This window comes from Enterococcus sp. AZ048, from assembly GCF_051715125.1.
In the GTDB taxonomy this organism is placed as follows: domain Bacteria; phylum Bacillota; class Bacilli; order Lactobacillales; family Enterococcaceae; genus Enterococcus_A; species Enterococcus_A gilvus.
On record NZ_JBIOTD010000001.1, the window covers coordinates 2695272 to 2710814 of the forward strand.

9 protein-coding genes are annotated in these 15543 nt (G+C 42.8%); all 9 read right to left on the reverse strand.

What is annotated here, in order from left to right; translation table 11 throughout:
* Positions 1-2: 2 nt before the first annotated feature.
* The 9 genes from IGI66_RS13260 to IGI66_RS13300 all read right to left on the reverse strand — a co-directional run bounded on the left by IGI66_RS13260 (position 3) and on the right by IGI66_RS13300 (position 15533).
* Positions 3-9449 carry a DUF6531 domain-containing protein gene (locus IGI66_RS13260; RefSeq protein WP_438849226.1) on the reverse strand — a complete coding sequence of 3149 codons (9447 nt, stop codon included), beginning with the start codon at positions 9447-9449 and terminating at the stop codon, positions 3-5.
* 26 nt (positions 9450-9475) lie between these two features.
* Complete coding sequence (locus IGI66_RS13265; RefSeq protein WP_438849227.1) at positions 9476-10072, reverse strand: hypothetical protein; 597 nt, start codon at positions 10070-10072, stop codon at positions 9476-9478.
* 13 nt (positions 10073-10085) lie between these two features.
* On the reverse strand, positions 10086-10760 hold the full coding sequence (locus IGI66_RS13270; RefSeq protein WP_438849228.1) for a class B sortase: 675 nt from the start codon (positions 10758-10760) through the stop codon (positions 10086-10088).
* Positions 10761-11002: 242 nt separating this feature from the next.
* A complete protein-coding gene (alsE, locus tag IGI66_RS13275; RefSeq protein ID WP_010779439.1) occupies positions 11003-11707 on the reverse strand; it encodes a D-allulose 6-phosphate 3-epimerase in 705 nt (234 codons plus the stop codon).
* Between the two features lie 18 nt (positions 11708-11725).
* Entirely contained in the window at positions 11726-12826 is a 1101-nt protein-coding gene (locus IGI66_RS13280; RefSeq protein ID WP_114525120.1) for a PTS fructose transporter subunit IIC, read from the reverse strand.
* Positions 12827-12839: 13 nt separating this feature from the next.
* Positions 12840-13289, reverse strand: a complete 450-nt coding sequence (locus IGI66_RS13285; RefSeq protein ID WP_314579332.1) for a fructose PTS transporter subunit IIA — start codon at positions 13287-13289, stop codon at positions 12840-12842.
* Positions 13290-13300: 11 nt separating this feature from the next.
* Positions 13301-13618, reverse strand: a complete 318-nt coding sequence (locus IGI66_RS13290) for a PTS fructose transporter subunit IIB (protein WP_086306290.1) — start codon at positions 13616-13618, stop codon at positions 13301-13303.
* A 12-nt stretch (positions 13619-13630) separates the two neighbouring features.
* A complete protein-coding gene (locus tag IGI66_RS13295; RefSeq protein WP_086306289.1) occupies positions 13631-14059 on the reverse strand; it encodes a PTS sugar transporter subunit IIA in 429 nt (142 codons plus the stop codon).
* Positions 14046-15533 carry a BglG family transcription antiterminator gene (locus IGI66_RS13300; RefSeq protein ID WP_010779434.1) on the reverse strand — a complete coding sequence of 496 codons (1488 nt, stop codon included), beginning with the start codon at positions 15531-15533 and terminating at the stop codon, positions 14046-14048. Before IGI66_RS13300 ends, IGI66_RS13295 begins: the two co-directional genes overlap by 14 nt.
* Between the last annotated feature and the right edge of the window lie 10 nt (positions 15534-15543).

Sequence of the window (15543 nt, forward strand, 5' to 3'; positions counted from 1 at the left end):
CCCTATTTATTACTCCACTTGCTTTTAACTTTTACATTGAAAACTTTGCCTGATTTGCTTTGGAAATAATGGATAGAAATCTTATTTCCAGCATTGTCATAACCATCTTTATATACTTTCTTCCATTCACCTGACTCAACTTTCCTCAAATCCTCTAACAATTCTTTATTTGTCACCTTATTTGTTTTTGTTCCATTCTGTCTTCCTTTAAATCCTTTAGGATATGTTGGTGCATCTTTGATACCATTATAAACATTTTTAACCTCAGAATTGGAACCATAGTTACCTCCACCCATCATATTCTGAATACTCGATGCCAAAACACCGGTCGCATGCTCAACGATCGCAGCAGATGCTATCGTAGATGCAGGTGAAAGTGCTAAACTGGCGCCACCAGTCCAAGGGGCTCCTGCGTAACTAACGCCATTCCCACCTGTGAAGATTGATGCTGCTGCAACATACTCCACCGCTGCTTGAACAAGCCCAAAAATGTTTCCAACTTGTCTTCCTTTACTATATCCTGGATTTTGTGCAATCCAATCTTTTGGCGACCATTCCCCGAATATCTTGTCTAAAACAGGCTTGATTAAAGTATTTTCACTAAATTGAATGACAACACCTACACCAAATGAAACTCCTGTTTGAAGACCTTTTTTTGCAACTTTTGGCGCGGTTTTACAGAATTTCGTCCATGTTTTCTCCATGGCTTTACCCCAGTTTTTAAACATATTTTGGGCTTCTTTAGTTTTAGGGGTGCCTTTAATTCCAGTGGCTCTCTGATACGCTTGGGTCAATTGTTGTTGCCGTTGTGCGCTCTTTACCGCTATTAGTTGTTCATGACTCATGTAGCTTTGACTACTTGGGGCTCGATTTGCATTCCAATAGCCACCAGGATATGGTGGCCCAGCGATTCCTCTTCCTGCTCCCGTTGAACCACCACCAGTGAAGGAATTCACTACTCTATTATACGATGTTCTGGCAGAATTTGTGGCACCACTCCATAAATTACTAACAACTTGTTTAGCACTATTAATCTTGTTACCTACCCACGTTGCAGCTTTGTTTACAAATTTTACAACGGGTTTTACGATATATTTGTTAACTGGTTTCACAATATACTTATTAACTGCTTTTTTCCCTTTATTCCACAAATTCTGGAAGAAATTCTTCTTATGCCCCGTCGGATCGGCATAATTGATCGGATTATTCTCCACATACGTATACCCATTCTGACTCAGTGGGTTATCCCCTTCACCTTCATAGCTATCTTGGGTCAGGAAGGTGCCGCTTTGGCTATCGTAATAACGAGCTCTTAGGTAATTATATCCCGTCACATCTTGCGCTTCTCCAGTATAACCATATGGACTTCCGGTATCCCCTTGGTCTTCAGGAATCCCCCATACAGAATAACTATTACTCTCTGCGATTTCGCCATCTTGAACCAAGCCAGTCACGCTGCCTCGTGCATCGGTCAGGTACTGGTACTCATCTTTTGTTTTTTCGTTCATGTAGCTGAGTCGTTCGTTGCCATAGGTATAGGTTTCACGAGCGTTTTTCTCGTCATCATAGGTTTGGAGCACTTGAGTGTTCTCTTGATTCACGTCATTGACATAGTTTCGTACTTCGTAATAGTTGTACGTGTCTTCTCGTGTTGTATAGGGAATCAATACGTCATTGACCTCTGACGAATAAGTCACTTTGCCTTCACCTGGTCGATTGCCTAGACTTGGTGGATTTACGACGATGCCTTCTTCGTTCGCTCGATCTTTGGCAATTTTTTGGTGATACAGTTGCGAGATTGTATCAAAGACAGACATCCAGATGTTGCCGACAGTTTCTGGCAGGCTGGAGAGTCCTTGGATCACATTCTCAGTGAAACCATACCAGAAAAGGGAATTTTCATCGCCGTTTGGACTGGTCTTTGGTGATCGTCTTCCGTTACTATCTCGACTGCTTCTAGAAACAGACTGTGATTTTCCACCAGGTTTCTTTTTCTTCTCTTTCCGTTTAAATAGCTGATAGGCGGTCGTCTCTTCTGTTCGACTAGCGGTGAACACGCGATTATCCGCGCCATCATAAAGTGCCGCCAGCAAGAGACCTTTATTGTCTTTTACCGCAAGCAAGCGATTTTCGGTGTCATAGATGTAATCAAGCACTTCATCTGTTCCGCTTTGTTTGATACGATTGCCATTCTTGTCGTATTCATAGGTGATTGTCTGATCGTCGTTTTTCATGTTTAGCAGACGATTATTGTCATCATAGGTAAAGTCCGTTGTGGTTTCTTTCCCATCAATTGTTTCTGTGCTAGTCAATTTATTTCCGGCTAAATCATACGAATACGCATAGCGTGCCAGCTCATTTTTCTTATTCTTATCAGAAACCGTCATTTGAGTGACTTGTCCGAGGCTATCGTATTCATAGGTTTGTACGACTGTTTTTCCCTCTTGCATGATACTTTCTTCAGAAACAAAGTTGTCGGCATCGTATTCATATTCATAAGAAGCAATTGGTTTGCCTTTTTTGTTTTGATGCACGATTTTTTCGACCCGATGATCCAGACGGTACGTCAGTGTAGAGGTCGAACCATCTTTCCGCTTGATCTTCGTCATGTTTCCAGCATCATCATATTCATAGGTCGTTGCTTGATTGTCTTTATCTGTCACTTTTGTTAATCGATCCAACTCATCATAAGCGTAGGTTACTTCTGATCCATCGGCGTAGGTCAATTTTTTAATGTTGCCGTACTCATCGTAATCGTATGTGATTAGGCTTCCATCTCCTTGACGGACACCCGTGAGTTCATCTTCATCATTGAATTCATAATTCGTTTGACCCGTGAGATCATCCATTGTAATGCGTCGGCCGTCTGCATCGTAGGTATACATGACGGTCCCTTCTGATTTCTCCGAGTAGTTCACTTGCAATAGCTGATCCAATTTATTGTAGTCATAGGTAATGGATTTGCCATTGGCTTGCTGAACACCGTTTAGACGGTTGTCTGCATCATAGGTGTATTTCGTTGTATCCCCCAAGCTAGTTACTTTTTCAACAACATTTGATAGTTCATCGTATTTGTACTTCGTGACTTTGCCATTTCCATTGGTAATTTCCGTGACATTTCCAACAGAATCATACGCATAGCTAGTCTTGGAGGCTTTGTCGCCTGTCCCCGTTGTTGCTTCGATCATTTGATCAGCTTTGTCATAACTGTAACTATTTACTCGTTGACCACCTGAAGTCACCTTGGTCAAGTTATCGTTGCCATCGTAAGCGAACTCGTTGATCGCGCCTTCACTAGAAGTGATCTTCGTCAAACGATCATCTTTGTCGTAATTGTAGGCAGTGAGTTGTCCCGCTGTATTGGTCTCTGCGATCAATCGGTCGGCTTCGTCATAACTATTGGTGCTTTTCTGTCCAAGAGCATTGATTGTTTCTGTCAGATTGCCGTTCGGATCATAATTATAAGTTTCTTTTCGCTTGCCATTGATCGTACGAGTCGTTAATTGTCCGACTGGATCATACTCAAAGGTCGTCTCACGCCCTGTTGGCTGAGTCACTGTTTCAATTTGATCCAATACATTGTAGCTGTATTTTGTTTTGATTCCGCTTGGGCTAACTGTTTGTGCAAGATTCCCCGCGTCATCGTATTCAAAGCTGGTTTTCAAATCTGCTGGATCCGTAGTTGTCAGCAAACGACCTGCTTTATCATACGTATAGTCCGTCGTACGTTTGGATTGATCTTCCTGCTTGATCAAGTTTCCAGAAACGTCATAGGTGTAGCTTTGAGCTAGGCCTTTCGGTGCTGTTTGCTGGGTCAATCGGCCCAACTTGTCATAGGCATAGCTATACTTTGCGCCATTAGCCAATGTCCGAGTGGTCGCTTGACCGTATAGATCATTTTCATAGGTCGTCTTATGACCATTGGCATCCGTTTCCGATAGTAGCGCACCTGTTTGATCGTAGGTATATTCACTGACGCCGCCGGTTGGTTTGGTCATACTTATCATACGATTCATCTGATCGTAGGTATAGCTGGTTGTATTTTCTTCGCCGCTTGTTTCTGACAACGTATTCCCTAGATTGTCGTAAGAATATTTTTGAACGGCACCTGTCGGACTTACTTTTTCTGCTAGACGATTTAATGGATCGTATTTCAGAGCGGTCGTATTTTCCTTCGCATCTGTGTAAAGAATCAAGTTCTGATTGGCGTCATAGCCGTAACTGGTCTTTTCTCCATTTTCATCGGTGATACTGGAAACATTTCCGAGAACGTCATACGTATAGGTAGTCATGTCGCCAGCTGGATTTGTTTCTTTGACGATTTGATTGACATCATCATAGCTGTAAACGGTCACACGTCCTTTAGCATCAGCGGCTTCTTTTAGATTGCCATTTTTATCATACGTGTAAGTCGTCTGCTTTCCTTCAACATCCAACGACGTCAGCATATTTCCCATCGCATCGTAGGTAAAGGACTCGCTTGTCTTATCCGCATATTCTACTCGTGTGACATTGTCTTGCGTATCGTATTCGTAGATGGTCGTTTCACCTAGGCTATTCGTCTCAGTCAATCGTTGGCCGTGATGATTATAGGTATAGGTCTCATCCAGTCCTTGATTGTCTTTTACATGATTCACACGGTTGCTGGCATTGTACTCGTATTCCGTTACAAGGCCATTTGAGTGTGTTTCTTTCACTAAGCGATCTAGCGCGTCATAACCATTCGTAATCGTTGAACCATCGGGATTTTCAATTCTTTCCGTCTGAGCAGTCGGCGTATAGGAAATCTTGTACGTATTTCCATTCTCATCTGTAATGGCAGTCGGATAGCCTAACTCATTGTAGGTATAGGTTTTTTTGTTTCCCAACGCATCTGTCGCGCTGGTGATTTGTTCAATTTGACTATAAGAATAGGTCGTTTTATTCCCTAAGCCATCGGTCACGACTGATGGGAGATTGTGCCCGTTGTACGTCGTACTAGTGGTATAACCTGCAGCATCCTTCATACTGGCCTGATTTCCATTGCCGTCATACGTTATCTTAGATTGGTTTCCTAATGGATCGGTGATACTCGCCAACGCACCGCCTTTTGTGTAGCCATAAGTGGTTTTCTTTCCTCTGGCATCAGTAAAAGAAAGGGCATTTCCCATGGCATCATAGGTGTAGGTGTGGGTTTGTTCGTTCGGATACGTTACTTTGGTAACATTTCCCATCGCGTCATAGGCATAGCTGGTTTCCCGTCCATCGACTGTTTCACTTAGCTTATTCCCATTCGCGTCGTACATATAGGTCGTAACGATCCCTGCCTCGTCTGTACGTTTAATGAGCTGATCTAAGTCATCATATTCATTGGTGAGCGCTGTCCCATCCGGTTTTTCTATTTTTGTGCTATTTCCCGAGGCGTCATAGGTATTAGTAGTTACCTGTTTCAGCGGATCAGTCATTGTGGCAATTTGATTGGTGACATCGTCATAGGTATACGTATTCGTATTGCCCGATTCATTGGTATCACTTACCAGTCGGCCAAGTGCATCTCGTTGATAAGTCAATGCGTGATTCGCTGCGTCGGTCTCACTCGTTAACCGACTTCGTTTGTCGTGGGTATACGTTGTCGTATGTCCATCAGGATCGGTCATCTTGATTTTATTCCCAATACCGTCATACACATACGAATACGTACCGCCTTCACTATTCGTCATCGTCAGATTATTTCCTAGAGCATCGTAGGTAAAGGTAGACGTCGCGCCATTGCCATCAGTCGTGGCAATCACTTGACCAGAGCCGTCAAAAGCATAGCTGGTTTTTTGTCCATCTGGCGTTGTTTCACTTGTCTTTCGTCCTTCATTGTCATAGGTAAACGTCGTCACGCCGCCCAATGGATTCGTCATACTTATTGGAAGACCATGAGCATTATAGTCGATGCTCGTAACGCCATTCAGTGCATTCGTGATCGTTGTCAAAAATGCGCCTGAGTATCCAAACGTGGTTTTATTTCCTTTTGAATCCGTGGTACTGGTTATCCGCCCTTGCTTATCTACGCTAAATGCTGTCTCTAGTCGTCCATTGATTTGAAGGTTTTTAAGATTCCCTGCACCATCATAGGCGTAAACACTCTTTTTCCCATCGAAATCTACTTCACCTGTCACGTGGTTTTTCGCATCATACGTAGACTGCCTAACCGCTCCATCAAACCGTGTCTCTGATAGCATGTTGCCGTTCCCATCATAAGTGTAGCTAGAGGTTTGGCCCGCTTCATTTGTCTCACTTGTCAGCCGATTTTCAGCATCGTACGTTTTGGATTCCCTTGTACCGTCTGGATGATCGATCCCTGTTGTCCGATATTGTTTATCGTACTGATAGGTGGTAACATTGCCATTTCCATCAGTAGTCCGTGTTTGTCCCCCGCTATATTCAAGTGTTGAAACGGCACCGTTTCCATCAACTTGCTTAACGACACGGGCTTTTTCGTCATACGTATTTCCAATGATTTTATTTCCGTTCCCATCGTACCAAGCAGTCATGAGTCCTTCTTTATTGTACTCATAACGTGTCTTCACACCTGTAGCATCGGTAAAGCCGATCAGGTGTCCGTCCTCATCATAATCATAAGATAATTTTGAGCCGTTTGGCACAGTGATCGTTGCAATATAGCCCTCCTCATTCATCGAAAAATTGTACATCTTTCCTGTTGGATCAGTGATCGCCGTCAATTGCGCGTTCTTATTGTAATCGAATTTCGTGAGGTTTCCTTTTTCATCTTTTTGACTAGTCAGCAGACCAAAATAGTTAAAGGTTTTTTGCTGGTTCTCCGTATCAGTGATCTGATATTCTTTAACGGTATATTTTTCTTTTCCATTTCCAAAATCGCCTTCTTTGGTTTCCTTATCTTTTACTGTCAGTGATAAGTCGTACCCTTCAGGAGAGACAAATTTACTGCCCTCTTTTTTAAATTTAAGAACGCTGCCGTCTGTCCGCGTATAATACAGATTCTCCTTATCATCACTAGTCACTTGTTCATTAAACGCAAAGGACCAACCGCGACCAAACAAACTGTTGATGTCCGCTCCTTTTGAGTTATAGGAACGCGTGATTTCAAAATCATTGGTCAAGCTCGGAATCGTCACATCCGTCCGATCTAAATAGAAATTCCCTGTATTCAAATTGATCGGTTCAAAACCAAATTCACAGTGGAGACCTCGCCCCATTAATAAGCTGTCTATGTCTTCCTTCGTACCATCCGATAGTTTCGGTGGATTGTAAGGTTTGTTTGCATTTTTCTTTGGATTGCGGATAAAGAGCGTATTATTGCTCAAAAGCAGCATATCTTGTACACGGTTGTCATAGATAATTTGAGATAAAGGTACACCATAGTAGGCGGCTATCTTAGGAAGTGTATCGTATTGGGTAACTTTATAAATAACGAATTTTTCACTATTCTTCTTTCCACTGGAATTTCCGTCTTTCTTGCTCTCAGCATCGATTGTATAGACCGTATTAAAAGTAGGATCTGTAAATGGAAGTCCCGTTTGCCAATTTGACAGCTTGTCTTTATATTTAGTCGTCCCTTTTGGAAAATACGAATCAAACAAACTTGAATCAGGATATTTATAGGAATAACTTGCGAAAGATTGTCCTCCAAAACCTTTACTCGTATCACTCAATTCATAATCAAGGATTGCACCAGGAGTTGTCATTCCGTCTGCGAAGACGCCTTGAAACTGCAGCTTCCCTTTTTTATCTGATGTCATCATGGAGCGAAGAGCGATCGTTGTATCCTTGAGTGGATAATTGATATTTACAGGATCTGGAATCGACCAATTGATCGTCATACTTGGCCGTTTATCCGGAGTAAAATCTATTTGTCCTGGTCCACCTGTCGAATAAGTCGTGTAAAAGGCACCGCCATAATCATTTTCATTGGTTGCTTGAACGACGATTCCATAATTCTTGCTCGTCCCTTGAACCCAGCTGTTCACCGCATCCCGAATATCAAAACTATGCATTCCGTATTTTGCACCGCTGACTGCCTTCTCTCCCGTCGGCTCTTGAGTTAACCCAACAGAATTATCCCAAGTCAATGTATCAATGTTAAAATCTTGCGTCAGCTTGTAGCTGGTAAAGGTCGCATTCGTTTGCGGGTATTGAACGTATTGATACAGATTGTATGAAGCATTATCGATTTTTGCTTCTTTAGGTATCTTTGAAAAATCATATTTTATTTTGGTATAAATTCGGGTACGGCCGACATCCTTTGCATTCCATATTCCTGTCATGGCTTGTGTAATGTACCCAACATATCCATATCCACGTCCTTGATACGTTCCGTGAACAGAACTCGTGACGGTATCAATAAGACTTTCTGTTGGGACAGTTACAGTTGGATCGATTCGAACCGGATAAGCCCGCTTCTCATCCTTTAACCATTCTTCACTTGCATCAATAGTCAGCTCATACTGATTCTCTTTCTCTTTAAGACTAAGTGTGATGTCGTCACTTGTTTCTCCCGCCTCATCGATCATTAATGGGGCAGAAAGAACAAATAGGACGTTCTTTTTATCCTTTTTACGAATGATTATTTGATTGGATTCTAAAGTAGCGGAGTATTTTTTTGCAGAAAAGTGGTACGTAAATTGGTGCTTCTCTCGCCATTCTTCCAGAATGATCTCTTCTTTGACTCCATTATCTGTAATGGTATATTGAACGTCGTCTGCTTCGTCAACATTATTATAGAGAAGTGCGTTTTCCTTCACAGTTGCATTCTCATAGGTCTTGTCTTTGGGCATCAACTCCAATGTGTCTTTACCTTTAGAAATTTGGATCCCTTGCTTGCTATCTACCTTGTCAGGCAGAACAACCTCTACGGGGCTTCCTTGAGGTTTAAAGACCGTTTCACTATTTACAGATTCAGATTTGAGGGTTAAGTCAACCGCCTGCTCCTCTCCTTCTTCATCTTTATAGGTTTTCAGATCTCCACTGATATACGTAATAAAATGGGTTTCATCAACTTTATAGATTTGCTCCTGCCCGTCTACTGAGATTGGTTCGCCATATTTCGCTCTTAATGCTTCTTCTGCATTGGTTTTCTTTTCTTCGACCTCTGGCAAACGAATCTCGTATGTCTTTTCTTTCGCTTTTTCTTCTTCGTCTTCAGGCTCCTTTTTTGTTTCTTCCCCAGTTTCTTTTTCAACCTCTGCTTCGTTTTGCTGCTGAGAATCCTCAGTAGAAGGATCGGTGGTTTGCCCCTCTTCAACCGGTGGTGGCTCTGCTTGACTCTCTACTTCTGGAATAACCGATTCTTGAGCACTTTCCACCGTGTCATTATAATAAGCTTCTGCTTTACTCTGATCGACAGCTTCTTTGATATCCTCTGCATAAGCTATCGGCATACACCCGATAAGTAAATTGATCAGCGTCCCATACTTCACCAGATTTTTAACGATTTTTTTCATACGATTTACAACCCCTAACACCCTTTTTAAGATTTAAATAACTCTTTATAAACAACCCCTACCGCAATCACTATGTCCGATGTAAACATCGCGACTGAACCAAACACTGGTAAAAACACATGAATTCCTATAGACACGCTTAAGAGTAAAAGTACTCCCAGCAACGTTTTCCTAAATATCGGATTTTTCCAGTTCATTGCTTCTGCTAAAAGAAGCTTGAGACAATAATAAAGAAAGACAAATCGTGCGACACCCTGTATATATGTCGTCAGTACCCAAATATACGTTTTGATCTCTACGTAATTTTTACCTGTTCCTCGATAAATCATTTCTCCAAGAAGTCCGAGAATAAGGCCTGAAATTAAAATAAGTAACAAATAGTTTCTCAATGCCGTTCGCAACTTCTGCTTATCTAAAACACGTTTATAAAAGTGATAAAACAATAGTGCCAAGATGCCTATTCCTGTAACCGTGAACAGACTCCCTAAAACATAAAAAAAAGTGGCATTCACCCGGATGGCCATGACTGTGACCACTAGCTCATTTAAAAATAAGTAACTCCCCATTCCATAAAGCATCAGCCCCAAAAGATAGAGTGAAAAATACCGTACTTTTGGTTCCATTTTTTGCTTCTTTTCATTTCTCTTTTCTTTCTCTTTCGATTGCATGAACAACAAATCTTCTCCCTCCATCTTCTGCATCACAGGTAGACAATATTAACAATTTTTTACCCGAACTCATTGTTATGTCTCGGTAGTTTCCACCCGACTGTGCTGCGTAATCTTTTATTTTCTCAAAATAGGCGCTAACATTACTAGCGTTATTTAAATGGTACGTCTCGTACAAATGTTCATCTGTAAAACGATATGCTGCAAAAACCTCATACAAAATAATTTCTTGTTTTGTTTGAATCGTAATTGACTTATTTTCATTAAAAAAATGAGCATTGGCAAAGTTTGAGAGTGTGCCAAACATTGAACCATCTCTTGTCGCGTGACCATAGATGATGGTCACTGGATCATGAAATTCTTTTTTGTTTACTCGTTCTGTGAATACCGCGCCATAGATCGTTGCATGATTGTCACTATCATGACTAAGGTAATAACTGTCATCAGTTGGGTGCTGCGCAATCGGATAATGAATGGATGTCCCATCCACATCCACCTGCGCATAGACATCTGGATTACTGTGAAAAGGACGCCCTGTGTCATCAGCCGTTATCGTTTGAGATACATCTTTGAAATCAACGATCTTTGTCCAACAAATACCTAGAATCCCTATTAAAAGAAAAAATACTATCAATCGTTTCAACCAATCACCTACTTAGATTTTTACAAACCAAGCCCCTCAAAAATAATTCATTTAACTTCATAATTATTATCTAATTAGAACAATTTTATACTACTTAAAAATAGCATAAAATGAGATATAACAAAACATTAAATGAGTTGTTTTTCAAAAAAATACTATTGCTAATGAAAAATCATTTCAAAAACACTATTTTCAAACAAAAAAACCTGCAGCCTCTCGACTACAGGTCTCATACTTTTACGTTATGTTGCTTCGCTGTACTCCAGCGTTTTTCCGGTCATTTCTTCGTAATCTGTGACCATGATTTCCCACGCCTTTGCGATTTCTTCATCCAAGCCGAAGAGTCCGCTGCGGCCGACGATGTAAATGTCCGGCCCGGCTGCATCGATGCGCTTAAAGGATTTCCGATTGGAGGAGCCGTCCATCTCGATCACATAGCCGTACCCTTTTTCTTCTCGTAATTCCCGTAATGCAACAATCTTGTCTAAAGTGCTTTCGATGAAGCGTTGTCCCGCGAAGCCGGGATCGATCGTCATGATGGTGATCTTATCCACCAATTCGATATAAGGGAAGATCGCTTCGATCGGTGTCTCAGGATTCAAGACGATCCCTGCTTTTAGGCCGGCGTCATGGATTTGATCGATCAAGCGGAATGCCAAGCCGTCTAAGACTTCCGCGTGCATGCAGATCCACTCACACTGTAAGTCGATGAGCTGCTGCACCCAAAAGCTCGGATCTGTCACCATCAAATGAGCAGACATCGGCAACGTCGTGATTTTCCGCAGCTCTTCGATGAACCATGGCGACAATGTGATGTTCGGGACATAATGACCGTCCATGATATCGATGTGGTAGGAATCCACATGATCGTTCAGAAAGGTAATTTGCTCTTTAAATTTATCTAAGTCCATCGTCATTAATGATGGAGAGAATTCTACTTTTTTCATGGGTCACACTCTTTCTGTTTAAAAGATTTGGATGTCTTCTAAATTAATGTCTTCTTCTTCTTTTTCAACGTGCATCGCCGCGTCTTCTTCCGTGACGTTTTTCTTGATCACTGCCAACACGACAGCCGTGACTACCACATTGACTAAGATCGCGATCACCCCTGCCCATGGCCGAGACATCGTCGGGATCATCAGCACCCCGCCGAATGGCACCGTCGCATCTGCGCCTAAGATCATCGTTGTCGCACCTCCCGCAAAACCGCCGATCGCTGTTGCGGCAACGCCGCGTACAAGGTCGTTCATGACTAATGGGATGACTCCTTCAACGATATTGATGACACCCATCGGTACCGCTGATTTCAATGTTTCTACTTCTAATTTGGTGTAGATGTTTTTGCCGAACAATTTTGCGATAAAGAACGCCAGCCCAAAGCCGATCGGTGTCGCTGTGTTGACCAGCTGTAATGCCGTGATAGGACCATTCAGACCTTCAGCCTGCATCGTCAATACGAAGGCAAAAACTGTTTTGTTGATCGGACCGCCGTAATCGATACCGCTCAATAATCCGATCACACCTCCGAAGACTAATAGGGATGAGTTGCCCAATCCATCTAAGAAGTTTGTCAATAATGCGGTCAAGGCTGCGATCGGTGCGCCAATGATGTACACCATGATCAAGCCGCCGATGATCGAAGTTAAGAAGGGGATCACCAATGTCGGCATCAAGCCCTTGGCCCAGTTTGGTAATTTTACATATTTTAAAATAGCTACAACTAAATAACCGGCTAAGTACCCGCCTAAAATTCCGCCGATGAAGCCTGCGCCGATCGCGTTTGCCGTCAACCCAACGATAAAGCCGGGAGCGATCCCTGGCTTGCCGCCGATCGAATACGAGATCCCCGTCGCAATAACAACCGGTAACAAGCCTAAGCCTTTACCACCCATCGTCGCTAAGGCATCCCAAATTGAAAATTGCCCTTGCACCAATGCATCCTGGCTTGATCCGCCAAACGCCATCCCGATCGCGATCAAGAACCCTGCCCCGCAGACGATCGGAATCAAGTAAGAGATTGCTGTCAATAAATGCCCTTTAAGGTTTAACTCTTTGATTTTTTTCATTTTTCTTCCTCCATTAAGCGAATGCTTCTACAACATCTTCCGGTTTTTTCGCCTGCAGCAAATTACCGACGACCTCATCGTTTCCAAGCTTTCTGGCAAAAAGCGACAATAATTTCAAATGCTTGGTCGCCCCCTCATTGTCGTTTCCCACAGCAAAAAGAATGATGCCCTTCACGCCTTTACCGTCCAGGCTTTCCCATGGGATCTCCTCTTGATTGATGCCGATAGCGACGCCGACTTTATTGACGTAGGCGCTTTTACCGTGAGGGATCGCGATGTAATTGCCTATGCCCGTTTGGCCCTCCGCTTCTCGTACATAAATGTCTTTGATAAATCCTTCTACTTCTGAAATGTAGCCATTGTCCATTAATTGCGTCGCCAAATCATTCAATGCTTCGTCTTTGGTTTTGGCGGCCATATTGGTTTTGACGATCGCTACGTCTACAATATCCTTTACTTCCATCTGAACTCCTCCTAGACCTTTTGGGCAACGACTTCCTGCGCTTTTTCAATCAATTTATTGGGTGATTTTACAGCGATCTCTGTCGGCACTTGGATGATTCGTTTGCCTTCAAAGCGTTCTCTTCCAGAAATTTTTACGTCCACTGCTAGGATCACGATGTCCGCTTGGTCGATCTCTTCTTGCGTCAAGGCGTTTTCGATCCCGATTGTTCCTTGTGTTTCTACTTTCATTTCACAGCCCGCTTTTTTTGCGGCGTTTTCTAATTTTTCTTGGGCGATATACGTATGGGCGATCCCCACTGTACACGCGGCTACTCCGACGATTTTCATTTATTGTTCCTCCTAATGGTTGTCTTCTAATAGTTGGTAAAAACGTGTGTCACTTTCAACAGTTAGTAATGCTTCCAAAAAATCCTCATCTGCTAATCGCCGGGTAAACTGCGCGATCTGCTTTTTGATTTCTTGGCTTTCCTGACTTTTCAGTAAGATCGTCACGACGAGCTGGACCTCAGGGGTCTCTTCGTCTAAATCTACAGGTGCTGCTAAACGGATCAGCAGGACTTGGCTTTGTTTGATCTTCGGACTTTCCAAATGCGGCAGGATCACGTGCTCCGCGATCATGGTATTGCCGACTTTTTCCCGCTGTTTTAATAAATCGATCAACGCATCGGCTTCCTCTGGATTGGCAAACATTGCGATGAAGCGTTGAAGCTGTTCTTTATTCGTCAGCTCTTGGTTTAAAAACACATGAAATAGCTTATCGTTCATCATAGATCGCCTCGATTTTCTTTTGCAGTCGGTTTTGATCGTCTCGAGTGAACATCGCGCTGACCAACAAGGATGGGATCGGGATCGTATCACTGACACTGACCGTCGTTAAAATCAAATCAATGCCCGGATATTTTTCCGTAAAGCGTTTCGCATCTCTTGAGGCAATCACGTCTACGATCTCCAGCTCAGGAAACTTCTTCTCGATCTTGACTCGTAAAAGCTCTGAAGTCCCTACCCCTGTCGTACACATGATCACGGTGCGGATCGGCAACTGATTGGTCTCGATGATCCGAGCAAAATACAAGGTGATAAAGCCGTTCTCATCTTCATTGATTGGCGGCAGCTCGAAACGCTGACTGACTTCCTGCGAGACACACGTAACGTCTGAATAGATCGTTTCATACGTCATTTTGATCTGATCCAGCAAACTATTTTTCACATGAATCCCATGTTCCAACCGGTTGATCATCGGCTTGATGTGGTTTGCCAGATCAAGAAAGATCGAATCCCCTTTAATAGGAATATTCAGCCGTTGCCCCATGCCCTTCAGATAGGTATTCGTGATATCCACGACGCGTGAAGAAAACTTCGTTACTTTGCTCAAGGACCCCTGCATCCGAGAAGAGGTCAAATATTGATACAGGTAATACACCTCTGATTCCGGCAAACTGCTGTGGAGGTAATTCTCCACATTCCCGATCGCTGCCTTGGCCACTTGGTAAAGCGCGGTGTCCTGCTGCAATCCTTCTTGTTCCTTTTTAGAAAGCGGACTCATTTCGCCGTTCGGCAGTTTGTGGACCTTCCGCAGTCGGCTGATCAAAATATATAAATGGGAAAAAATATTGACGTTGTAAGGATACGGGATCGTCAGCTGTAATTGCTTTTCGATCACCTTTAACTGGTCCAAGATAAACAGCACATCGTAATTGTTGAAATTTAATTCTGAATTGTTTTTCAACTCGTCGATCTCAATAATGTTGTGCATCTGGATCAAATCAGCGATGGCACGACGGAGATTGGCTTCTTCTCCCAAAACTGCTAATGTCCGCTGTTTTCGTTCTAATTTCAACCGATAGCTTTGCAGATGCTCTGCGATAAGCTGCTCATCACTGAAGATGACTGACTCGCCGACATAATATTCTTCAAACAGGTCATAGACATTTTTCGCATTGGGTGAAGAGAGCAGCAGCTCCTCCATCACGCGGTTTCTGCGTTCCTGTGGAGAGTATTGGCTGCGCTGGCTGGGTTGATAATTGGTTTGATTGATGTATTTTTCGTAGTCTAATTTGTAGCCTCGCCCCTTTTCTGACTGGATCAGGCCCTCGCCCTGTGTTTCATTTATTTTTTTGACTAGGCGATAAATCGTTTTTTGCGAAGTTCCTAGGTGCTCCGCCAATTCATCGGACGTGATATAGTCATGTCGTTTCGTTAGAAGTAGTAACAGCCTTTGTTCACGATTATTCTTTGCTCCCATGGCTATCGAC